Genomic DNA, 22,838 nt, shown 5'->3' with positions numbered 1-22,838 from the left:
ACTCAATTTCAATGGAGGACTATGACTATGAAAAAGCGAATGTAGTGTTTTATAGGAAGTCACACACATCGATGAATGTTGCCAAGGTGGCCCGTTCCTTAGCTAACGCTCTCTTTATTAGGGGGCTGATGTCTTTAATTTGGTTCAATAATTAGTGCTGCCAAAAAAGTCTTTCTCAAGCAACTCCATTGTTGCTGGCGCTGTTTTTTTAACTTTCGTGATACGCATAACAAAAATACCTCCCTTGATTATCTGATTTAGTCAGATACTGCAAAGGAGGTATTATAAGCTTTTACGAAAATCCTGTGTGGTAAGTTTAAACGCACAGGATTTGATGTTTTAAGTATACGTACAAGCACCATATAAAATAGAAAAAACCTTGATTCATCAAGGTTTCTTGTTGGATGCCGAGGACGGGAATCGAACCCGTACGGTGGTCACCCACCGCAGGATTTTAAGTCCTGTGCGTCTGCCAGTTCCGCCACCCCGGCATGTTCATGATTGTGGAATGGTGGGCCCTGAGGGACTCGAACCCCCGACCAATCGGTTATGAGCCGACCGCTCTAACCAACTGAGCTAAGGGCCCTTACGATAATAATCGAAAGGTTGGTTGCGGGGGCAGGATTTGAACCTGCGGCCTTCGGGTTATGAGCCCGACGAGCTACCGAGCTGCTCCACCCCGCGATAACACTCATTCACTACAAATCATTCAATGGCGACAAGAAATAATATACTATATGATGCATGAATAAGTCAAGTATATTTTTATGGCAGAAATCGAACGCCGAATCTTCCTTTGCGCGAACGAAATACTTCGATCTCTTGCGGACATTCATAACCGTATACCCACCAGTCGTTTTCCATCCGTCTAACCAGACATCCGGCTTGAAATTTGGTTTCATACAGACGCCCCCAATATATCCACTTCATGTCACTTACTCCCTTCTTCGCCGTTTCGCTTAGAATGCCCCATTTTCGGAAAAAACAAGCATCGGCTCTGAACGATCCGACAAAGATATAAAAAACCGCATCGACGCAAGATGCGCCAATGCGGTTGCTCCACTATGATTTAGCCTTTACCGCCGTAAACATTAATGCCTACGCCGCCTCCGCCATCAACCGGCTCAAGCGGACCATTCGGATTGTCCTTGATCTTCTGCAGCATGGCATCCCCTTTGGTCTGCCATTCTTTAAGCGCCTCTTCGACGGATTTCTTCTTTTGTATGACTTCCTGGAAGAGTGGCTGTGCAAACTGTTGAACCTGATAGAGGTTCGGCTTCTCGCGGTAGAGCTTCTCAAGCGTGATATCCTGCGGTGGAATCGGTTTAAGGGTGTAGAAGGCCTCGATGTTATAGTTCATGCCGTCCTTCGGCTTCAGGAACGATTTGCGCGCTACCATCTCATACGTGCTGCGGGATTTCAGCTTCGCCCATTCCTTGCTGTTGTTGAACTGGATGAAGTCCCAAGCATCGTCGCTGTTCTGTGCATTGGCGCTGATCGCCATTAGATTGTTCAAGTAGATGCTGCCGCCAATACCAGGAGCTTCCTCGAAAGTCGGGATCGTCACGACATCCCAATCCGGGGATGGAATCTTAGGGTTCTTAGTGGCATAATCTTTCGCTCTGGACAGCTCATTCACATAGTCATAGCCGCCGATCATCATGGCGATGCGACCGCTGATGAATAGATCGTTCTGGAACGGGTTAAATGCGACTTCTTTGTCCCTGGCAATGCCACCGCCGCCACCGTTGTTCATATCTTCTTGGGTAGGTACGATTTTCTCTTGGTACAATGCGGCTACTTCACTCCACACTTTGCGCCATTGCGGTGTATCTACGGTCATCTTCTCTGCTTTATTGTCAAACATCTTAAGCTGAAGAGGTGCCGAGTAGGTTTGCGAATCCCAGAACGGGTCTCCGCTCCAACGATTGAACGAGAAGCCGAATTTACGCTCTGCCCCTTCGCCCTTCGCTACCTGTTTGGCCTTCGTAAGGATATCTGTCCAAGTCATGCCGTCTGTCGGCGGCGTAACACCGGCATCAGTAAACAACTTCTTATTGTAATAGAGCGCTGAAGCATTGAAGGTCGGCGTAAGCGCATAGAGGCTGCCGCCTCCCGCATCCTTGATACCATCGATAACCGTCGGTACGAAATCCTCGATATCAAATTCACTCTCTTGGATCAGAGGGTCCAGCTGTTTAAGCAGATTGTCTTCTACCAGACGTTTCAAATAAGAAGATTCCAGTACAACAACATCGACAGGGTTCTTGCCGTTGATCATCTCTTTCAGCTTCTCATAGGGGTCTGGCTGCTTCTTGTTCGGATCGGGCTCTTCGAAACGCTGGTCGTCATAGTTGATTGCGGCAGCGATTTCGATGTCGATATTCGGATGCGTTAGTTCGTAACCATCCGTGAACTGTTGACGCAGATAAGGTTCATTATCGGAATTGGAATACATAAAGCCGATTCTCAGTACATGACGCTCTGCTTCATTGCCGCTGTCTCCCTTGCTGCATGCTGCAAGACTTGATACCAGTAGGCCTGCTGTAACCGCCAAAGCAGAAGTCCTCATAATTAGTTTTCCCCGTGAACGTCTTACCTTCTTCTCCATTGGTTCTACCCCTCCAGTGATTTAGGCGGCGAGATAATGATGCGCTCACCGTCAAATTCCATTGATGCTTTATCTGTAATTTGTAAGGCTGTTAAATACGATTTCGGAATTTGAAGTCTGCCTACCCGGTCAACGACGACATATTCTTCATGGATGGCCTCAGCGCCGCCGAGAGTCGAATGGTCGCCTATCTGATCTTTATCGTCCAGATTCGGGTTCCGCTTAATAAATTCGGTACTGGTTAATCCATCCCGAATCGCCACGACACGGTCAACCTTACCGGCTAACGATAAATCATGCGTAACGATAACAATCGTAATGCCGATCTCGCGATTAAGTCTGCGGAAGATATCCATGATGAGATCTGAAGTACGCGTATCGACGGAGCCTGTCGGTTCATCGGCAAGCAGCAGCTTCGGCCGGTTTGACAGCGAAATCGCGATTGCAACCCGCTGCTGTTCACCGCCTGAGAGCTGATGCAGCTTATTGTGCATGCGCTCCTTCAGCCCCACCCACTCCAGCAGCTGCTTCGCATAAGCGCGATCCAGTTTGGAGGACAGCATCATCGGCATCTCCACGTTCTCGAGCGCCGTTAAATACGGGAGCAAATTGCGTGCATTACTCTGCCAGATAAAACCGACGGTATCGCGTTTATAAGAAACGAGCTGCTCATCGGTAATCTTGAGCAAATCCCATGGCCCTACACTCACTTGGCCGGCCGAAGGGCGGTCAAGACCGCCCAGTATATTGAGCAGCGTCGATTTCCCGCTGCCGCTGTTGCCGATAATCGCCATCATTTCACCTTCACGGACGTGAAGGTTCAGCCCTTGCAGTGCAACGACCTCAAGATCATCTGATTTGTAAATTTTAACGAGTCCCTCGCAAGTAATCATGAGGTCTTAACGCTCCTCTCCCATCTTAACGGCTTGATGTACGCGCAATCTGCGGATATGAATGAGTAGAAGCGCTGCACCCATCAGCATCATGCATCCGACCACGATGTAGAGCTGCGTCGTATCCTTGGAATCGAATACGACCCTAAACGGCGGTACAGAGTTCGCGACATTATCGGTCGTCTGCAGGAATGGCAAGAATAGCAAGCTTGCGATTTTGCCGATTAGGATACCGAGTCCAATGGACAGTCCCGCTGTAAACACCTGCTCAAGCAGCAGCATACCGGTCAACTGCTTCCTGGAGAGCCCCATCGCGCGAAGAACACCAAACTGTACGATCCGCCCTGATAGATTAAAGAACCAGAACAGAATGTAGCCCGTTAGCGAAACAATGATGGAAACAAGGAAGCCGAGACTTAGGATCCCGAATACGCCGCCGCGTGTCGGATGCTTCGATTGCACAGCAAGCTCAATGCGCACGTCCTGAACATTCGCAAGCTCAATGCCCTCATCCTGCAGCTGCTTCATGATTGGAGCGGTAAGCGCACCTGGTTTCATTTTGAGCCATACATCGTAAGGAATCATCGGAACTTGGTCATAGATATAATCCAGATTCGCGATGATGAACGGTGATGAATCCGGATATTGACTCGGCCAGTACGGTACGATACCGACGACGACGAAGTCAATCATTCCTTCCTGCAAACCGGCAGAGATCGTATCGCCAAGCTTCAGCTGATATTTCTCGGCCACGTTGGAAGGAATAATAGCCGCTTGTTCATAGAGCCCCAAATAATTTAAGTAGTTGAACGGATGCGAAGGATACAGATCGTCACGGAACCAGGCCACCTTGGAGAAATCGACATTGTCGATGCCCATGACGGTTCCTTGTCCGGCCGATCGTCCTGAAACGACGATATTGGCTTTGGTCTGCAGCACGCGCGCCGCCGCCTCTACCCCATCCAGCTTGCGGAACACTTCAAATGGAGGCTCCGAATAGTTGATCCGAGTCGGAACCGTAGAGCCGCCGCCGTTGCCGCCGCCTCCACCATTTCCGCCTCCTCCATTGCCTCCAGCACCATTGCCGCCGGCTCCTTCTCCACCGCCGCTGCCGCCTTGTCCGCCACCGCCACCGCCGGCATCTCCGCCTCCGGTGTCGATCACTTCAGCAGTTCCTTCCCATACCGTCTGCATGACAACGTCGGTTCCGAATTTGTAGAGCGTCCGCTCTGTAGAGTTCAGATCGATCGTTCGAGCCGCAGAAGCATTGTAAACTCCTAATCCAAGCGTCAAGATAAGCAATATCATCAGCGGGTAGTATCCCTTCGACGATCTCGACAGCTGAGTCAAAGTTAAGTAGAGCGGCACCGGAAGCATCTTCCGGCCGATCCAATTAAACAGCTTCAGCAGCCATGGGAAGACGCGAAGGAAGAACAAACCCATTGCGAAGATTGCCAACGCCGGAACAAAGAACAGAAAAGGCTGCACGTTCAGCTGATCCGTCGTCATTTTGCTTTTGAACGAAATCATCTGGCGTTCATTGAATAAGTACCAGCCATAAGCTGCGATGCCAAGCAGCAGCACATCGCCATACCATCTCTGCCAAACCGGTTTACGATCAGAGCGCGCGATCTGCTTCTTATAGTCCACAATCGAAGCCCTGGCATAAATAACCGCTGGGATGATGGTCGCCAGAAGGGCAAGAACCACAGAGCCGATACCTGCGATAATTGACTCTGTTCCGAATCCAATCGGAATCGATTTCCGATTGACGAATTCCAGGAATCCATTGGCCGAGCCGATGCTCTTCGCCATAAACCAACCGATTAACGGACCAATGAGGAGAGCGACGATTCCGAGCAGTAATCCTTCCAGCATGTAAATGCCGATGATCTGCCTGGTTCCCGCTCCCCGGCTTCGTAATACAGCGATATCACTGCGCTGTTTATCAAGCGATTGCCGGGCATTCATTGCGATAAAGTAGAACACCATCGCCAGCATCGGTGCAGCCAATGTAAAGAGCAGCAGCTGCAGCTGAAGACTCGACTTGCGGAACTCATTGAGCAGTTTAGCGAATGAGATCTCTACTCTCGTATCCTTCAAACGCTGGTACAGCTCGATGTTCAACCGCTCAAGCGTCTGATTCAGCGGCGACAATTGACTTGTCTTGATATCTTTCAAATCGAATGCATAATACCAGTTAGCCGTATGAACCGGAATCTTCCGATCCTTCATAAGCCCTTTCTGGAAGGCATTCTCGCCGATTTGCAGCGTACTCATCAAGCCTTCAAGCCCTTGATACCAATACGGATCCGTATCGCTAAGCGGCTTAAACGCTCCGACGATCTTAACGCGAAGCGTCAGATTCAAACCGCTGTAGATCGGGTATTCAAACACATCGCCGATATGAATGTCACTGCGGTACATCGCCTCTTCCAGAATGACCGCTTCGATCGTGTCATCGTCACCAACCGTGTCGGTGTACCAACGACCTTGCGTCAGTTCTGTTTTCTTATCGAGGCCGCTCATCGATGTAAGTCCCATCTGACGAACCCGGCTCGCATCGACGGTCGTTGGATCCTCCGGCGTCAGCTCCGCCGTTCGAATGGCTAAGCTTTGTACATAGGTGCCGAAAGGAAATCCAACTTCGCTCGGCACATCCTCGCGGATATAACGGGACACCTCGGTCAACGCATTCAAATCCGTCTTACCGGTCGTTTCCTGGTAACGCATCAGAATCGATCCCGCCGGCAGCCCGCTGCTCTCTTCCATGAGCGATTGTGCCACAACCCGCTTCAGCGCTCCATCCGCGTACATCGGGATACTGGTCGCAAAGGCGACGGCAATGATCAAGCCGGCCAGCGAGCTGAGCGTCATCCATCGCGTGTTCCACATTTTGCGAAGCAGAAAGCGAAATAGCGGCATCCCCATAGCTTATCGACCTACGACTTTCTGCCCCGGTGTCAATCCCTTGAGGATTTCAACTTGCGTTGCCGTTTGCTGCCCTACTTCAACATCCACCTCGCGTTTGCCGTTCTCGTCGATGACTTGCACGTAAGTACGAGACCCGATTGAACGTAATGCAGATGGCGGAATAACGATTGCATTTTCTTTGCGGTCCATAATAATGGAGATGGACAGCGGCGTTCCACGCGTCACGCCTGTAGGCATCTTATCCAGCTTCACCGTCAGGAAATCTTCAGGACGCTCTGGTTTATTGCCGCCCGCACCTCCGTTGCCACCGCCGCCTTCGCCACCACCGCCTCCGTCATCCTTCTGAATCGGAAGCTGAGCAATCTTGCCTTTGACCTGTCCGGCACCGTTGATATCAACGACAACCGGCATGCCTACGGAGATGCCTTGCAGCTCATCGGCGGTCATTTTCGCTGCTGCGGTTAACTGTCCTGTATCTGCAACGATACATACCGGATCGTAAGCTTTGATCAAATCGCCTTTCATGACGTTCAACGAAACCACTGTACCGCTGAAAGGCGCTTTCAGAATCGCTTTGTCAATCTCCAGCTGCGATTCTACCAACTTCTGGCGCTTCTCTTCGAAGGTGATCTTCGCAAGCTCGAACTCTACCGGGTCCATCTCGTCTTTCTTGCGCAGCGTTTCTTTCATCTGCAGTTCGTCTCGCGAGAATTGCAGTTTATCCGAGCGCAATTGTTTCTTCATATCGTCCACATCGAGGGAACCGATCACTTGGCCTGCTGTTACTTTCTGGCCGACTTTAATATGAAGTTCCTTCAATCGTTTGCCGTCGAGTGTAAAATACAGCGTTTCTTCCTGAAGCGAAATCAGCTTCCCGATTCCCGTCTTCTTCGATTCGAGCGTAGCAGTCGTTACCTCGTACTCCGGCTTCTTCGAAATTTGCGGCGGCGCTATAGCAGGCAATGATTCTTCGTTATCCTCGTTTGGCAGCAATGAGCATCCGCTCGTGAAAACAAGAGAAGCTCCAAGAACTACAACAGCTGCAGTCTTAAATGAACTTCCCGTCAACCATTTCGTAAACATGATCGGCAACCTCCAGAATCGTGGGATCGTGCGTTGTCATACAAATCGTAACTTGTTCCGTGCGAATGATGGTCTGGAATACCGACATAATTTGTGCGGCCATTTGCGAATCAAGCTCAGCGGTCGGCTCGTCGGCAAGCAGCATACTCGGACGATGTGCGATGGCCTTCGCGATCGCAACACGCTGCTGTTCACCCCCGGATAACTCGAACGGACGGTGATGCATCCTCTTGGCAAGACCGACAAGATCCAAGCAATGCTCAACGCGCTTCTTCCACTCCTGAGACGGAATACCCGCCATACGCAGCGACAGCTCGACATTCTCATAAGCGGATAAGAGCGGCATTAAGGCGTACGCCTGAAAAATAAACCCGATGTGCTTGCGCCTTACCTTCGTGCGTTCATCATCATTCATGCTATGGAAGGGCAAATCCTGAAAGAAAATATGGCCCTTCGTTGGTTGATCGAGCCCGCCGATCATATTGAGCAGCGTGGTTTTACCGGAGCCGGAACGCCCGCGGAGCATCACGAGCTGCCTTGGCCTTAGCTCCATCGCAATCCCTTTCAACACATGAAGCGGCTGTCCGCCAACTTGAAAGGTGCGTTCAACCGACTCTACGGTGAGAAGCGGTTTGGTCTCGATTATTGGTATGTACGGAGCTTCAGTTTCCCTTGTTGCGTCGGATTCTACAGCTTCCTTTGTTGCTTGTTTGCTTCTCCACCATCCCATCGCGGCTGCAGAGACCCCCCTTCCTATTAGAAATCTTTAATCTCAATAACGTTTAGACGGCGCAAGCATTCAAAAAGTTACGCGCTCAGGTACCAATTTCGTTAAATATTTGCTAAAAAAGCTTCTGAGCCGCAAAAACGGACATGATCCGCTTTATGGCGCAGAAGCTCTCTATTTAAGACTAACACATTATGGCTGCTTCCAATTGTAAAATTTCGACCCAATGAGGACTGAAACAAGGCCCCACGCCAGCATAATGCCGATATTCATCCAGAATGCGGCATTCAACATACCCAGATCATACACCATGCTGTCTCGGATTCCGTTAGCGAAATAAGTCAGCGGCATGACGTTCGCGAGCGGTTTAATATAGCTCGGCAATACGTTGATGTCGAAGAAAACGCCGCTGATGAACATCATAATAAAGCTGGTTAAATTCGCCATGCCGAAATAACTTTCCATCGTCTTGCTAAACCCTGCGAGCATAAATCCGATCCCTGCAAAGGACAATGTTCCTACAAGGAAGACGATCAGGAATGCCGGCACGTTCATATTGATATGTGCACCGAAAGCGAGAACGCCGATCAGCGTCAGGAGGACGATCTGAATCCCGCTGAGAATAAATCGAACCGCGATGCCTCCCATTCCGAACAGTCCCATGCTCGCCGGCGTCAGAATCAGTCTCTTAAGCAGGCCGTTGCGGCGCATTTCGACCATCGATACCATTCCGAACAAGCCGGCTTGCGAGATGGCAAGCGCAATTAATCCGGTGAGCAGGAAGTCTGTATACTTCAGCTCTTCGCTGCCTGCGGATACGAAGTCCGTCTTCAGGGTAAAGGCAGGAGCAATACCGGAAGCGGCACTGTTCATCTGCAGAACGATATTGTTCAGAATACTCTGTATCGCCTGTGAGGATGGGGAGTTCTGCTTCTCCTTATTGAGCAGCAGCTCAAGCGAAGAGGCATCTGCCGACTGCGGCAGCACGATCACCGCGTCCACATCACGATCCTTCAGCCACTCCTCCGCCTTCTCGCGGCTTACCGGCGTATCTGACTTATATTCGAACACGTCGATCTGCTTCAAGCCGCTGCGCATATCCTCAGCCAGTGTATTGGAGGAAGGTTCAACGAGCGCGAGCTTCGCCGTGAAGCTGCTACCTGAACTGCCGCCGAAGATCATGATGAAGATGACCAGTAGAAGAACCGGATAGAAAATCGACCAAAACCACACATTCTTATCGCGAAACGTCATTTTGAACTGTGCGCCAAACAGCTTCTGGAATTGCTTCCATCCGTTTCGATTCATGGGCTCAGTCCCTCCATTCTTTGCCGGTGAACGCGATGAAGACGTCCTCCAAGCTCATTTCGCGAATGGATACCTGCTCGACTCCGATGCTCTGCTGGGATGTAAAACCAAACAGTTGATACAGCGTCTCCTCCGGCTGCAGCGACCAAACAACCAGATGATCGCCGCTTCGCTTCACGCGCGTTACGGCCGTGTTGCCCAGTGCAATATGCTCCGCCAGCGAAGCGTGCTCTTCCCCGCCGGTAAACGTGAGATGAATCTCCCGCTCCTTCGTAAGACGGCCGATTAATGCTTTCGGCGTATCCAGCGCTACGATTCGGCCTTGATCCACGATACACACGCGATCGCTCAGCTTATCGGCTTCCTCCATGTAATGCGTCGTAAGGATCGTGGTTTTGCCAATCGCTTTGAGCTTCAGTACGATGTCCCAAATGTTGCGTCTGGCTTGAGGATCCAGCCCTGTCGTCGGTTCATCCAGGAAGATCAGCTCCGGATCGCTAATCATTGCAAGCCCGATAGCCAGCCGCTGTTTCTGACCGCCGGAGAGTGCTTTGACCCTTTTGTTCCGATGATCGGCCATGTTGATATAACTCAATATTTCGTCTGTCGGCCGCCGTCTGTTGTAGAAGGAAGCGAAGGTTTCGAGGTTCTCCTCCACCGTCAGCAAATCGAACAACGCGCTGGTTTGAGGCTGTACGCCGATTGCCATCTTAATCTGAGACTTGTTGGCTGCCCAATTCATGCCCAGTACGGTCACCGACCCGCGGTCAGGCTCCTGCAGCCCTTCAATCATTTCAAGCGTCGTCGTTTTGCCTGCCCCGTTAGGTCCGATAATGGTGAAAACCTCACCTTTCTTCACCGAGAAACTAATCCCGTCCACCGCAACCGTTCCTCCGAATGACTTGCGCAGATCCTCTACGGTAAGTACCGTCTCGCCTGCCTCATGCTTTGTCACCAGCCATCATTCCCCTTCCTTCTCGCCGACCTCTCCCTTTACTTTATCATTGGCAAATAAAAGCAAGAACCGCCTGTGGAGGGAATTGGTCTCGGTCCAGGGAAGGAGAACAATGAACGTGAATGATACCCTATCCTCGCATAGCTATGGCATTGCCTGATGTGTACCGTTTGAGTCCGACCCCGAATATCAACGTACCTGCTGTCAATAATCCGAGCGTCATCGCGATCGCCTGCCAGAAGAAGACCGGATCGAAATCACGCATCAACCCGATCGGCAGGTAGCTGATGAACCCTGCCGGAACAAGTGTAAACAAGAGCAGCTTGGCTGCACCGCGGAAGATCCCGGAAGGATACGTCGAGAGCGCCACGAAGCTATTGAACACTTGGCCTGCTATTCCCTCGGAATTGCCGAAGAAGAACGCGAAGCTGCCGGCTATAATCATGACGCCCATAAAGATCAAGCCGCTTATAAGCAGCCCCAGTCCGAACTGCACCGCGCCAAGCAAGGTATGATTGCCAACCCATGCGTACACGGCCAGCCCGAACAGAAAATCTCCTGCAGCCGTTAGCGACATTCGACTGGCCAATACATGAAGCAGCACAGGCTTCGGCTGAGATAAATACACATCGAGCTGACCGCTGGAGACCACCGTAGCAATGCGATGGAAATTGCCAAATAGCATATTCGCCCAGCCGAATCCCCCTGCCCCAACAGCCCACAGCATCATCACATCCGATAAATTCCATCCGTTCACTACCTGGAACCGATCAAAGAACAGGGTCCAGAAGAACAACCACATGAAATTATTAATAAACATCATCCCCGCGAGCAGGAAGAAGCTCATGCGATACTCCATCGAGGATGCTAGATTGACTTTCCAGCATGTTAGCAGAAACCGCATCATCCCGAGCGGCGTCTGCATGTGGTCTTTCTCATATTCCCGCTCTCGTTTATCCGCCGTTGACATGCAGCTTGGTCACTCCTCTCCGGTACATCATGATCGTGAAACAAGTCAGCACTGCAATCCAAGCTGCCTGAATGGCAATTTGCTGCAGTAAGGAGGCAGATCCATAGTTCACTGCCGTTCTTGCCGGAAAATATAACATCGCCTGGAAAGGCAGCCACGCGCATATGCGCTGCAGCCACTCCGGCATCAGATCAAGCGGCAGCAGCATGCCTCCGACTGTGAATTGCAGCTTATGCAGCACAAATTCCATCCCGCGCGTCTCCTCTACCCAGAAGGCGCACAAAGCAACGATCATGTTCAGCAGAAATGCAATTGTGAGTGCCCCTAGCGTAAGAGACAGAAGGCCTGCCCAGCCAAGGCCAAAATTCGGCGGGCCTACGAACGTCCATGCTATAATGCTGCCAACCGCCAAGTGGATGAAGAATCGGAATACCGCTTCAGATAGATACGCGGCATATTGATAGCCGACATACGAGATAGGCCTGATGAGGCGGATCGCAATATCGCCGCTCTTCACCTCATTCTCGATGGCCGTACATAGGGCTGGCACGCCCATCGTAATCGCCTCAGTGAATACCAAATACCAAATAATCTGCTTCAGCGCATAACCATTAATAACGCGGGTGCTGTCTCCGTCATAGGCAGCACTCCACAGCTGAACGAACACAAACAAGATCAGCAGCAGAAACGACGCCCGCATTATAAAATCCGTCTTATAGGCCATTTGCTGCCGCATCGTGATTTGCGCAACGGCTCCAATCTTCTTGCTTCGTCGTACCCATAAAGGGTCCAAGTTTCGAATGGCCATCGCGCTACCCTCCCGACCCATAGATATGCGTAATGATTTCTTCCATTGGCGGATCCTCGACCGTCATATCGTCCAGCTTGAACCTGCCCATTAACGCACTGACAACGGATTCAATGCCGACTTGCTTCAGGTCCACGGCCAGCTTCAACCGGCGCCCCTCCGATTGGAGGATTTCCATGCCTTGAAGATCGGGAAGCATACCGACAACGTAATGATCGGATAAGGTAAGCGAAATGATTTTGCGGCTGAGCACTTCTCGCTTCAACCGATCAACAGGCGCATCGAGCAAAATCCCGCCATGATGGATAACGACAGCCCGCGAGCAAAGCTCCTCCATATCTCCCGCGTCGTGAGAAGTCAGGAAAACCGTCGTTCCCTCTTCGCGGTTCACTTCCAGGATCAGCTCGCGAATGCGCTGCTTCACTACGACATCAAGCCCTATCGTGGGTTCATCCAGAAACAATAGCTGCGGCCTGTGCAGGAAGGAAACCGCGATCTCGCAGCGCATCCGCTCGCCGAGCGAGAGCTTACGAACAGGAATATTCAAGTAAGGCCCTAGCTCGAAACGCTCAATTAAATCTGCTCGCCTGTCTAGATAGTCGCTTCGGTTCAGCTCATAAACCCGACTGATCAAGTCAAACGTATCGATCGGCGGCAAGTGGTACCACAGCTGCGATTTCTGCCCGAATACAGCGCCAATTCGATAAGCCAGCTTCGTCCTCTCCCGCCATGGCGTTAATCCCAGCACTTGTGCTTCGCCGGAGGTCGGGTGGAGAATCCCCGTCAGCATCTTGATCGTTGTCGATTTACCTGCCCCGTTCGGTCCTAGAAAAGCGACCCGTTCACCTCTGGCAACAGTCAGGTCGATCTGCCTTACGGCCACTCTCTCTTCCCATTGCGGCCGAATGAGCGAGCGGAAGCTTCCCGATAGTCCGGCATCTTTGCGCTTTACGGCAAAGCTCTTGCTTAATCCATGTGTCTGCAACGCTGCTGTCGTCATTGTGCTCTCCCCCTGTCTGCGTACGGTGCTACGGTAAAGCAAAAAAGACCTCCTGCAAGCACCGCCTTATCCTTGTAAGGCGGAACTTGCCGAAGGTCTTTTATCCCTACGGTGTAGCATGACATATCGTCGTTTGCCGGTTTCGCTCGGTTCGCCATGTGCGGATCCCTAGAAACCCTTCCGTTTAATGTAACATATTACCAGCCGTTTCAGAGGTTGGCAAGACATTTTTCCGGAAGCTCGTAAACCGTTATGCAGGATGAAGGAGATCCTCCATCATCGTGATTAAGCGCAGTCTAACTTGCTGCAGTCGTGAGGCAAAAAATTCCATACTATGATCATCACTGCCTTGAGAACGAAGCAGGGCCGTGCTCACCAACCCATAAGCCTCATCCAATTGCGTGATTTCCTCGCTTCTGGTCAAGTTACGATCGTAAATGCGCACACGATAAAGCAAATCCTCTGTTGATCTGAGCAGCCTTTCATACATCGTATTCATAAGTGGCTTCCTCGCAATCTCTTATTTGGTATAAGCTAGTCTATGACGTGTGTAAACTAAATATAACCTGATTAAGAGACGGATGAAACATTTCGGAGCAATTGTAAACAAAAAAAAATAATCCGGAGCAGCTGCTCCGGACCACACATCCCAACCTATTACACGCCAAATGCTTGTGGATTCTCGCGCCACGACTGCAGCACCGCGATATCGCTCTGCTGAACAATCCCTTGCTCAGCTGCAACTTCGATCAGCGCCGAATAGTTCGACAACGTCGCAAGCGGAATGCCTTCCTCTGCGAATGCCGCGATTGCATTCGGGAATTGATAGGTGAAGATGGCTACAACCCCTTGCACCTCGCACCCGGCTTCACGAACGGCAACTGCGGCTTTCAACGAGCTGCCGCCTGTGGAGATCAAATCCTCGATCAAGACAACCTTTTGCCCCGGCTTGAAAGCACCTTCGATCTGATTCGTCTTGCCATGGCCCTTCGCTTTGTCACGTACGTAGAGCATCGGCAGGTTCAGCTTCTGCGCCACCCACGCCGCATGCGGGATGCCGCCTGTTGCGATACCGGCAACTGCTTCGCAATCCGGGAATTGCTCGCGGATAACCGTCGCAAATCCTTCTGCAATCAGGTCGCGAATTTCCGGGTAGGACATCGTAAGGCGGTTATCGCAATAGATCGGAGATTTCATGCCGCTTGTCCATGTAAACGGCTCATTCGGGCGAAGTCCAACGGCGTTAATTTGCAGCAATCCTTTGGCAATCTCGCGTGGTAATTGTTCCAATACAGGTGTAGTCAATCAGATCAGCTCCTCAATAATGGATTCCAATGCAAGCCGCGGGTTCTCGGCAGCTGTAATAGGTCTTCCGATAACCATATAATCGGTACCTTGCTCAATCGCCTCACTAGGCGTCATAATGCGCGATTGGTCATTCAAAGCAGCTCCTGCCGGGCGAATACCCGGCGTAATCGTGCGGAAATCCGCTCCGCAAGCCGCTTTAATCGTTTGTACTTCCTGTGGTGATGCCACAACGCCGCCAAGTCCGGCTTGTTTCGCCAGCTGCGCGTAACGAACGACAGCTTCTTCAACCGAACCGCTGATTCCGATCTCTTCGTTGAGGACTTGTTTGCTTGTGCTTGTCAGCTGTGTTACGGCAATGACAAGAGGCCGAGCCAATGTGGGATCACTCGCAAGCGCCTGCTCCACACCTTCCATCGCTGCTTTCATCATTTCCACGCCGCCTGCTGCATGCACATTAAACACATCGACACCAAGCTTCGTAATGCTGTTCGCCCCGCCTTTGACCGTGTTCGGAATATCATGCATCTTCAAATCCAGGAACACTTTATAGCCGCGTTCCTTAAGTCCAATCACGAAGCTAGGACCTGCCGCATAGAACAGCTGCATACCAACCTTCATGTAGCATGGAATGCCTTCTAAGCTGTTGACCAGCGCTTCTGCTGCTGCAGCATCCGGATAATCCAGTGCAACCATAATACGGCCAGCCGCTTCTTCTCTGCTAAGTTTCATCAGTGTCAGCCCCTTCCCTATGTCTATACAGGCATGGCGAAAGCCTGCTTGAAGGCAGGCTTTCGCGGCCAATTACGGCCATTCTATTGGTTATTTCTTTGCAAGTACAGGCATTGGACGCGAGGAGAAGTTAATGGTCTCCAGCATGTTAAGCAGCGCACGAACGGTATCGAGCGATGTCATACATACGACGCCGTTCTCAACCGCTTCGCGGCGAATACGGAACCCATCGCGCTCAGGTGTTTTACCCTTCGTCAAGGTGTTCACTACGAAGTGTGCTTTACCGTCGCGGATCAAATCCAAGATGTTCGGCGAGCCTTCGCTCAGCTTATTCACCGTTTGTACGCGCAGTCCCGCTTCTTCAAGCGCCGTTGCAGTGCCGCCCGTTGCGACGATGTTATAGCCAAGCTCGTAGAAGCCGCGCAGAATTTCAATCGCTTCCGGTTTGTCTTTATCCGCTACCGTAGCAATGATGGAGCCTGTTGGCGGGATACGCATGCCAGCGCCAACCAAACCTTTGTACAGAGCTTTCGCATATTGTTGATCGCGGCCCATAACTTCACCGGTCGATTTCATTTCCGGCGTCAGTGTAGGGTCAACGCGGCGCAGTTTCGCGAAGGAGAAGACAGGTACTTTAACCGATACATAGTCATCTTCAGGCCACAGACCTGTTTCATAACCAAGGTCAGTAAGCTTCTCGCCCAGAATTGCCTTCGTAGCCAGGTTCGCCATCGGAATGTTCGTTACTTTGCTCAGGAACGGAACCGTACGCGAGGAGCGCGGATTTACTTCGATTACATAGACTTCGTCTTGGAAGATAACGAACTGGATGTTAACCAATCCGATAACGTTCAAGCCTTTAGCGATCTTGATCGTGATTTCGACCATTTTCTGCTGCAATTCCGTCGAAATGGATTGCGGCGGATACACCGCGATCGAGTCGCCGGAGTGAACCCCTGCGCGCTCAACATGCTCCATGATCCCCGGGATCAGAACGGTTTCGCCATCACAGATCGCATCAACCTCTGCTTCTTTGCCCAGCATGTAACGGTCGATCAGTACCGGATGCTCCGGATTGATTTTGACCGCCTGTACCATGTACGTGAGAAGCTCTTCGTCGGAATATACGATTTCCATAGCACGTCCGCCTAGGACGTACGAAGGACGAACAAGCACCGGATAACCTAGGCCTTGTGCAGCCTCAACCGCTTCATCCACGGAAATGACTGTTTTGCCTTTCGGTTGCTTGATGTTCAGCTCATTCATGAGCACCTCGAACTTCTTGCGATCCTCAGCAGCATCAATGCTCTCCAGGCTGGAGCCCAAGATGCGAACGCCTGCTTTAGTTAATGGAGCCGCAAGGTTGATCGCCGTCTGACCACCGAATTGAACGATAACGCCAATCGGATTCTCTTGTTCGATGACGTTCATAACATCCTCGTAGAAGAGCGGCTCGAAGTACAGTCGATCGGAAGTGCTGAAATCCGTCGATACGGTTTCCGGGTTGTTGTTGATGATTACCGCTTCGTAGCCGGCTTTCTGAATCGCCCATACCGCATGTACAGTCGAATAATCGAACTCGATACCTTGGCCGATCCGGATCGGGCCTGAGCCAAGAACGAGCACTTTCTGTTTCGTTGTTTCCGTTACTTCATTCTCTACTTCATACGTCGAGTAGTAGTAAGGTGTCGTTGCTTCGAACTCAGCCGCACAAGTATCAACCATTTTGTATACCGGTTTGATGCCTTGCTCAAGGCGATGCTGACGCAACTCCAACTCGTTGATTAATGTTGTATGGTTGCCTTCACGACGGATCTCTGCAATGGAGCGGTCAGAGAAGCCTTTGCGTTTCGCAGCGTACAGCTGATCGTTCGTCAGCACGGATGCACTGCGAAGCTCTGTTTCGAATGCGACGATGCCTTCGATTTTATCAAGGAACCACCAGTCGATTTTCGTTAGATCTTGAATGTCCTGCAGCTTGTAGCCACGGCGGAATGCTTCCGCTACGAGGAACATCCGCTCGTCATCCGGCTTCGCCAGACGAAGGCGCAGCACATCATCTTGCAGCTCATGTGCTTCTTTCAGGTGAATGCGGTGTGTGCCGATTTCCAGGGAACGAACCGCTTTATGAATCGACTCTTCGAAGGTACGGCCGATTGCCATAACTTCGCCTGTCGCTTTCATTTGAGTGCCCAGCTTGCGGTTTGCCGAGATGAATTTATCGAACGGCCAGCGCGGGATTTTGGATACGATGTAATCCAGCGTCGGCTCGAAGCATGCATAGGTTTGACCGGTAACCGGGTTGACGATTTCGTCGAGCGTGTAGCCGATTGCGATCTTGGCAGCCATCTTCGCGATTGGGTAGCCTGTCGCTTTGGACGCAAGCGCCGACGATCGGCTAACGCGCGGATTTACTTCGATCACATAGTATTGGTAACTGAACGGATCCAATGCGAACTGTACGTTACAGCCGCCTTCGATGTTCAGTGCGCGGATGATCTTCAGCGAAGCCGAACGCAGCATTTGATATTCGCGGTCGGACAACGTTTGGCTTGGCGCTACGACGATGGAATCGCCTGTATGTACGCCCACCGGATCAAAGTTCTCCATGTTACAAACGACGATACAGCTATCGTTCGCATCGCGCATAACCTCATACTCGACTTCTTTCATGCCTGCGATCGATTTCTCGATCAAACATTGGCCGATTGGGCTGTAACGAATACCGGAAGCTACCGTTTCAAGCAGCTCTTCTTCGTTTGCGCAAATACCGCCGCCTGTTCCACCCAGCGTATAGGCCGGACGAACAATGATAGGGTAACCGATTTCGTTTGCGAAATCTACAGCTTCGTTCACCGTTGTTACAATAACGCTCTCAGGTACCGGCTGCTCCAGTTCGCGCATCAGATCGCGGAACAAATCACGGTCTTCCGCTTTCTCGATTGCTGTAAGCTGTGTACCAAGCAATTGAACGTTCTCGCGTTCCAGTACGCCGGCACGCGCCAGTTCAACAGCCATGTTAAGACCGGTTTGGCCGCCAAGTGTCGGCAGCAAACCATCCGGACGTTCTTGACGGATAATTTGAGTGACGAACTCAAGTGTAATCGGCTCGATGTATACCTTATCAGCCATGTTCGTATCCGTCATGATTGTAGCCGGGTTGCTGTTGATCAGAACAACCTCGTAACCTTCTTCTTTAAGCGCTTGGCAAGCTTGTGTGCCAGCATAGTCGAACTCTGCAGCTTGCCCGATGACGATAGGGCCGGAACCGATAACGAGAATTTTCTTCAGCTTATTATTTCTGGGCATATTGCAGCTCTCCTCTCAATGATGCCGCCAATTGTGCTTGACGAGGCTTTTGCGGGTTGTTTCTTTTATGTTCACGAATCATCTCTAGGAATTCATCGAACAGGTAGCTGGAATCGTAAGGTCCCGGTGCAGCTTCCGGATGGTATTGAACCGAGAAGGCAGGGAATTCGTTATGTTTCAAGCCTTCAATGGTCTTGTCATTGTTGTTGATATGCGTAACTTCCAGCTTCGTTCCGGCTACGGAACCCTCTAGAACCGTGTAACCATGATTCTGCGAAGTGATGTAGCAGCGGCTTGTTGCCAGTTCTTTAACCGGATGGTTACCACCGCGGTGACCGAACTTTAGCTTATCCGTATCGGCGCCGCAAGCAAGTGCGAACAATTGATGGCCAAGGCAGATCCCGAAGATCGGGTATTCGCCAAGCAGCTCTTGAATCATCGTAACCGCATGCGGTACATCCTTCGGATCCCCAGGGCCGTTCGACAATTGGATGCCGTCCGGGTTCAGGCGACGGATTTGCTCTGCTGTTGTATCGTGAGGAACCACGACTACATCACAACCGCGCTTCGTAAGTTCGCGGAGGATACCGCTCTTCGCGCCGTAGTCGACCAGTACGATACGCTCGCGCTCGCCTGGGCTGGAGAAGATGCTCTTCGTCGATGTACGAGCTACTTGATCGCGCATCAGCGGTGTCAGGGACAGACGCTCGGCAAGCTCTTCAATACGCTCATTGCCTGTTGTCAGCATCCCTTTCATTGTGCCGTAGTGGCGCAGCTTACGAGTCAGCATCCGTGTATCGATGTCGCTGATTCCGATGATGCCGTATTCCTTAAGCAAACGATCAAGCGTGTATTCCGCTCTCCAGTTGCTTGGTACCGGTTCATGGCGGCGAACGACGAAGCCGTGAATGTAGGGGCGTACCGCCTCGAAATCATCGCGCGTAATGCCGTAGTTCCCGATCAAAGGATATGTCATCGTTACGATCTGTCCGCAGTAGGACGGATCGGAAAGCACCTCTTGGTAACCTGTAATCCCTGTATTAAAAACAACCTCGCCGGCGGATTGCCCCTCAGCGCCAAAGCCGAGTCCTGTAAACAGCGTGCCGTCTTCTAACAACAATCTTGCTTGCATCCGTATCACTCCTAGTTATCAAGTTGCTTACTATTCTTGCTGCTCTGTCCAAACGATATTTCCGTCTACGATGGTGACTACCGGCCAGCCGGACAACTTCCAGCCGCCAAATGGTGTATTTCTGCCCTTCGATGCGAAGCTCTCTGGGTTAACCTCACGCTCATTCTCGATATCAACAATGGTCAGATCAGCAGGTGCGCCTGCTTCCAGAACACCGCTGCGAAGTCCGAAGACGCGCGCCGGGTCCGATGTCATTCGTTTAAGCAGGAAGCCTAGCGACCATTTGCCTGTCTTGACGAATTTCGTATACATAAGCGGGAATGCCGTTTCGAAACCGACGATGCCGAAAGGCGCCAGCATCATGCCGCGTGCCTTCTCTTCCGCACTGTGCGGCGCGTGGTCCGTAACGATCATGTCCAGCGTGCCATCCTCAAGCCCTTCGATAACCGCTTGTACGTCGCGCGGTGTGCGCAGCGGAGGATTCATTTTCCAATTGGCATCCATGCTTGGGATATCCTCATCGGAGAGAATCAAGTGATGCGGACAAACCTCGGCGGTAACTTTAATGCCGATTTGCTTAGCCATTCTGATTAAGCGAACCGATTGCTCCGTGCTTACGTGACACACATGATAGTGAACCCCTGTAGCTTCTGCCAGCAAAATGTCGCGTCCTACATGAATCGCTTCGGATTCATTCGGAATTCCTTTAAGACCGTTCGCCGCTGCGAACTTGCCTTCCGTTACCGCTGCTCCGACAACTAGCGAATCATCTTCGCAGTGTGCGATAACCGGCATGTTCATTGAAGCAGCCAGGTTCATCGCATCTTTCATCATTTGTGCGTTCTGTACGCCGACACCGTCATCGGTAAACCCGATCGCGCCTGCTTCTTTGAGTGCTGCGAAGTCTGTCAGCTCGCGGCCAAGTTCATTCTTCGTAATGGCTGCATAAGGCAGCACGTTAACGATTCCTGCGCTCTTAGCCTTATCCAGTATGTAGCGCACTGTCTCCGGCGTGTCCGTTACGGGACGCGTGTTTGGCATACATGCGATTGTTGTGAAACCGCCTCTTGCCGCGGAGCGCGTACCGCTTGCGATATCCTCTTTATATTCGAAGCCCGGCTCGCGCAGATGGACATGCATGTCGATAAAACCTGCGGAGATAAGCTTTCCTTGCGCATCAATAATGTCGTGGCCGGTAGTATCCGGCTCACCGGAAGCCGCATCGGCAATCGCAGCGATCAGTCCATTCTCAATTCGAACGTGCTTTCGTGCTGTCTCACCTGTCTGTTCGTCCCAAACGAGTCCGTTTAAAATCCATATTGCCATGATCGTTTTCTCCTTTCGGCTTCCACAGTTAGTTATGCTAGTGCTCGTTCGATGACCGCCATCCGAATCGGTACGCCATTGGCCATTTGCGGGAAGATGCGTGATTGCGGATGTTCAACCAGTGCATCGTCGATTTCAACGTCGCGATTGATTGGTGCAGGGTGCATGATGATGGCGTGCGGCGCTAATGTCGCTGCTCGTTCTTCCGTCAATCCGAATTGCTCGCGGTATGATTCTGCTGAGCTTATTATGCCGCTCTCATGACGTTCCAACTGCACGCGCAGCATCATGACGACATCGGAGCGAAGCGCTTCTTCTATCGAAACATACGGGGCGTCAAGCTCTGCTGCCTTCATCGAATCGGGAGCGCAGAAGCGGACATTGACGCCAAACTTCTGCAAAGCGTACAAATTGGAGCGCGCAACCCGGCTGTGCTGAATATCTCCGACGATCGAAACCGTTAACCCTTTCAGCTCGCCGAACTGTTTGCGCATCGTATATAGGTCGAGCAGCGCCTGTGTCGGATGCTCGTTGTTTCCATCGCCTGCGTTGATTAGAGGCACTTTAATTTTCTGTGCCAGTTCGGCCAGAACGCCGATTGGCTTAAGACGGATGACGCCTGCGTCGATTCCCATGGATTCAAGCGTGCGCACCGTATCGTAAATCGATTCGCCCTTCTGCACGCTCGAGACCGCGGCGGAGAAGTTTAGCACTTCCGTACCGAGTCGTTTCTCGGCAACCTCGAAGGAAAATCTCGTTCTTGTGCTGTTCTCAAAAAACATATTGGCTACAAACTTGCCTTGCTGAACCTGTTCGACTTTGTTCGAGCTTGCCTCCCAGTAAGCGGCGCGGTCCAAGATGGAGCTGATTTCTTCTTTACTCAGTTCTTTAAGTCCCAGCAAGCTTCTCTGCTTGACTAATGTTGCGGTTGTCATGATTAAAGCCTACCCCCTTAATGGATAATCGTCACTTGATCGTTCTCGTCGACTTCCTGGAGAAAAACCTCGATTTGCTCCTGTTTAGAGGTCGGTACGTTCTTCCCTACATAATCCGGTCTGATCGGCAGCTCGCGATGCCCTCGATCAACCAGCACGGCGAGCTGTATCGATTGCGGTCTGCCCATATCCATCAACGCATCCATAGCTGCTCGGATGGTTCTGCCTGTGTAGAGAACATCATCGAAGAGGATGACTCGTTTATTCTTCACACTCACGGACGTCGCATTACCTTGTGCTGCTCCTGAACTGCCTGCTTCGCGGTCATCGCGGTACAAGGTGATATCGAGCTCTTGTACTTCGACCGGAAGTCCTTCAATTTCATGAATCCGTTCCGCGATACGTTGTGCCAAATAGATGCCGCGCGTTCGAATGCCTACGAGTACACAATTGTCGATTCCTTTGTTCTTTTCGACAATTTCATGGGCAATTCGAGTCAGCGCGCGGCGTATTGCCGTCTCATCCATAATGACTCGATGCTGCTCATCCATGCGCTTCTTCCGCCTCCTTGAGTCCATGCCATCAACAACTATCACACAAAAAAACTCCTTGCGGGTGCGCAAGGAGTTTCACGTTCATTAGACTCGCATCTCAGCCGTTAGACAAGCTACACTTGCGCACACAGCGCCAGTGGGAAGTTGTCCTGCTATAAGATGCGAATAAACGATTCACGTTACCTTGCCAGCCTCTCTGGACTGAGTTAAAGGTACATTTTTTTTATCTTTAGAATTATCCCACGTTCGACAAAAG

19 protein-coding genes and 3 tRNA genes are annotated in these 22,838 nt (G+C 51.3%); all 22 read right to left on the bottom strand.

From position 1 onward, the window contains the following. Positions 1-405: 405 nt before the first annotated feature. Positions 406-491: transfer RNA gene (locus AC0YNS_RS01105), tRNA-Leu, on the bottom strand. Between the two features lie 18 nt (positions 492-509). Continuing rightward, positions 510-586: transfer RNA gene (locus tag AC0YNS_RS01100), tRNA-Ile, on the bottom strand. Between the two features lie 21 nt (positions 587-607). Continuing rightward, positions 608-684, bottom strand: a tRNA-Met gene (locus tag AC0YNS_RS01095). An 81-nt stretch (positions 685-765) separates the two neighbouring features. Beyond that, positions 766-930 (bottom strand): hypothetical protein, encoded by a 165-nt coding sequence (locus tag AC0YNS_RS01090; RefSeq protein WP_177186601.1) that lies wholly within the window; start codon positions 928-930, stop codon positions 766-768. Between the two features lie 139 nt (positions 931-1,069). Then, positions 1,070-2,611, bottom strand: a complete 1,542-nt coding sequence (locus AC0YNS_RS01085; RefSeq protein ID WP_475779241.1) for an ABC transporter substrate-binding protein — start codon at positions 2,609-2,611, stop codon at positions 1,070-1,072. A gap of 5 nt (positions 2,612-2,616) precedes the next feature. Next, on the bottom strand, positions 2,617-3,504 hold the full coding sequence (locus AC0YNS_RS01080; RefSeq protein WP_090979739.1) for an ABC transporter ATP-binding protein: 888 nt from the start codon (positions 3,502-3,504) through the stop codon (positions 2,617-2,619). Positions 3,505-3,510: 6 nt separating this feature from the next. Continuing rightward, positions 3,511-6,435: an ABC transporter permease gene (locus tag AC0YNS_RS01075; RefSeq protein ID WP_475779240.1), complete on the bottom strand. Its 2,925-nt coding sequence runs from the start codon at positions 6,433-6,435 to the stop codon at positions 3,511-3,513. A gap of 3 nt (positions 6,436-6,438) precedes the next feature. Further along, positions 6,439-7,521, bottom strand: coding sequence for an efflux RND transporter periplasmic adaptor subunit (locus tag AC0YNS_RS01070; RefSeq protein WP_475779239.1), 1,083 nt, complete (start codon positions 7,519-7,521; stop codon positions 6,439-6,441). Continuing rightward, a complete protein-coding gene (locus AC0YNS_RS01065; protein WP_475779238.1) occupies positions 7,487-8,251 on the bottom strand; it encodes an ABC transporter ATP-binding protein in 765 nt (254 codons plus the stop codon). Before AC0YNS_RS01065 ends, AC0YNS_RS01070 begins: the two co-directional genes overlap by 35 nt. A gap of 189 nt (positions 8,252-8,440) precedes the next feature. Next, on the bottom strand, positions 8,441-9,556 hold the full coding sequence (locus AC0YNS_RS01060) for an ABC transporter permease (RefSeq protein WP_475779237.1): 1,116 nt from the start codon (positions 9,554-9,556) through the stop codon (positions 8,441-8,443). A 4-nt stretch (positions 9,557-9,560) separates the two neighbouring features. Beyond that, the gene (locus tag AC0YNS_RS01055) at positions 9,561-10,511 is read right to left on the bottom strand and encodes an ABC transporter ATP-binding protein (protein WP_475779236.1); all 951 of its coding nucleotides are present in this window, start codon (positions 10,509-10,511) and stop codon (positions 9,561-9,563) included. Between the two features lie 130 nt (positions 10,512-10,641). Beyond that, a complete protein-coding gene (locus tag AC0YNS_RS01050; protein ID WP_475779235.1) occupies positions 10,642-11,481 on the bottom strand; it encodes an ABC transporter permease in 840 nt (279 codons plus the stop codon). Continuing rightward, complete coding sequence (locus AC0YNS_RS01045) at positions 11,465-12,289, bottom strand: ABC transporter permease (RefSeq protein WP_475779234.1); 825 nt, start codon at positions 12,287-12,289, stop codon at positions 11,465-11,467. The genes AC0YNS_RS01050 and AC0YNS_RS01045 overlap by 17 nt, the downstream gene beginning before the upstream one ends. Positions 12,290-12,293: 4 nt before the next feature. After that, entirely contained in the window at positions 12,294-13,289 is a 996-nt protein-coding gene (locus AC0YNS_RS01040) for an ABC transporter ATP-binding protein (RefSeq protein WP_475779233.1), read from the bottom strand. Between the two features lie 250 nt (positions 13,290-13,539). Next, positions 13,540-13,788 carry a hypothetical protein gene (locus AC0YNS_RS01035; protein WP_475779232.1) on the bottom strand — a complete coding sequence of 83 codons (249 nt, stop codon included), beginning with the start codon at positions 13,786-13,788 and terminating at the stop codon, positions 13,540-13,542. A gap of 158 nt (positions 13,789-13,946) precedes the next feature. Further along, entirely contained in the window at positions 13,947-14,594 is a 648-nt protein-coding gene (gene pyrE / locus AC0YNS_RS01030; protein WP_475779231.1) for an orotate phosphoribosyltransferase, read from the bottom strand. After that, positions 14,595-15,326 (bottom strand): orotidine-5'-phosphate decarboxylase, encoded by a 732-nt coding sequence (pyrF, locus tag AC0YNS_RS01025; protein WP_475779230.1) that lies wholly within the window; start codon positions 15,324-15,326, stop codon positions 14,595-14,597. A gap of 90 nt (positions 15,327-15,416) precedes the next feature. Further along, entirely contained in the window at positions 15,417-18,635 is a 3,219-nt protein-coding gene (carB, locus tag AC0YNS_RS01020) for a carbamoyl-phosphate synthase large subunit (RefSeq protein ID WP_475779229.1), read from the bottom strand. Continuing rightward, on the bottom strand, positions 18,622-19,767 hold the full coding sequence (gene carA / locus AC0YNS_RS01015; protein WP_090979756.1) for a glutamine-hydrolyzing carbamoyl-phosphate synthase small subunit: 1,146 nt from the start codon (positions 19,765-19,767) through the stop codon (positions 18,622-18,624). The genes carB and carA overlap by 14 nt, the downstream gene beginning before the upstream one ends. Before the next feature lie 30 nt (positions 19,768-19,797). After that, positions 19,798-21,093, bottom strand: a complete 1,296-nt coding sequence (locus AC0YNS_RS01010; RefSeq protein ID WP_475779228.1) for a dihydroorotase — start codon at positions 21,091-21,093, stop codon at positions 19,798-19,800. Positions 21,094-21,125: 32 nt separating this feature from the next. Beyond that, positions 21,126-22,028 (bottom strand): aspartate carbamoyltransferase catalytic subunit, encoded by a 903-nt coding sequence (locus AC0YNS_RS01005; RefSeq protein WP_475779227.1) that lies wholly within the window; start codon positions 22,026-22,028, stop codon positions 21,126-21,128. A 17-nt stretch (positions 22,029-22,045) separates the two neighbouring features. Then, on the bottom strand, positions 22,046-22,579 hold the full coding sequence (gene pyrR, locus AC0YNS_RS01000; RefSeq protein WP_475779226.1) for a bifunctional pyr operon transcriptional regulator/uracil phosphoribosyltransferase PyrR: 534 nt from the start codon (positions 22,577-22,579) through the stop codon (positions 22,046-22,048). Positions 22,580-22,838: the final 259 nt, after the last annotated feature.

This window comes from Paenibacillus sp. J22FR21 (genome assembly GCF_056269135.1).
Note: the sequence above shows the minus strand (reverse complement) of the source record. Positions and strands in the feature narration are given on the sequence as shown.

Excerpts from the sequence above, each read along its gene's own strand:
- AC0YNS_RS01060 (WP_475779237.1), bottom strand. The coding sequence starts at position 9,556 with ATGAATCGAAACGGATGGAAGCAATTCCAGAAGCTGTTTGGCGCACAG.
- AC0YNS_RS01050 (WP_475779235.1), bottom strand. The coding sequence starts at position 11,481 with ATGTCAACGGCGGATAAACGAGAGCGGGAATATGAGAAAGACCACATG.
- AC0YNS_RS01010 (WP_475779228.1), bottom strand. The coding sequence starts at position 21,093 with ATGGCAATATGGATTTTAAACGGACTCGTTTGGGACGAACAGACAGGT.
- carB (WP_475779229.1), bottom strand. The coding sequence starts at position 18,635 with ATGCCCAGAAATAATAAGCTGAAGAAAATTCTCGTTATCGGTTCCGGC.
- AC0YNS_RS01035 (WP_475779232.1), bottom strand. The coding sequence starts at position 13,788 with ATGAATACGATGTATGAAAGGCTGCTCAGATCAACAGAGGATTTGCTT.
- AC0YNS_RS01085 (WP_475779241.1), bottom strand. The coding sequence starts at position 2,611 with ATGGAGAAGAAGGTAAGACGTTCACGGGGAAAACTAATTATGAGGACT.
- AC0YNS_RS01075 (WP_475779240.1), bottom strand. The coding sequence starts at position 6,435 with ATGGGGATGCCGCTATTTCGCTTTCTGCTTCGCAAAATGTGGAACACG.
- AC0YNS_RS01065 (WP_475779238.1), bottom strand. The coding sequence starts at position 8,251 with ATGGGATGGTGGAGAAGCAAACAAGCAACAAAGGAAGCTGTAGAATCC.
- carA (WP_090979756.1), bottom strand. The coding sequence starts at position 19,767 with ATGCAAGCAAGATTGTTGTTAGAAGACGGCACGCTGTTTACAGGACTC.
- AC0YNS_RS01005 (WP_475779227.1), bottom strand. The coding sequence starts at position 22,028 with ATGACAACCGCAACATTAGTCAAGCAGAGAAGCTTGCTGGGACTTAAA.
- AC0YNS_RS01090 (WP_177186601.1), bottom strand. The coding sequence starts at position 930 with ATGAAGTGGATATATTGGGGGCGTCTGTATGAAACCAAATTTCAAGCC.
- AC0YNS_RS01070 (WP_475779239.1), bottom strand. The coding sequence starts at position 7,521 with ATGTTTACGAAATGGTTGACGGGAAGTTCATTTAAGACTGCAGCTGTT.
- AC0YNS_RS01080 (WP_090979739.1), bottom strand. The coding sequence starts at position 3,504 with ATGATTACTTGCGAGGGACTCGTTAAAATTTACAAATCAGATGATCTT.
- pyrR (WP_475779226.1), bottom strand. The coding sequence starts at position 22,579 with ATGGATGAGCAGCATCGAGTCATTATGGATGAGACGGCAATACGCCGC.
- pyrF (WP_475779230.1), bottom strand. The coding sequence starts at position 15,326 with ATGAAACTTAGCAGAGAAGAAGCGGCTGGCCGTATTATGGTTGCACTG.
- AC0YNS_RS01040 (WP_475779233.1), bottom strand. The coding sequence starts at position 13,289 with ATGACGACAGCAGCGTTGCAGACACATGGATTAAGCAAGAGCTTTGCC.
- AC0YNS_RS01045 (WP_475779234.1), bottom strand. The coding sequence starts at position 12,289 with ATGGCCATTCGAAACTTGGACCCTTTATGGGTACGACGAAGCAAGAAG.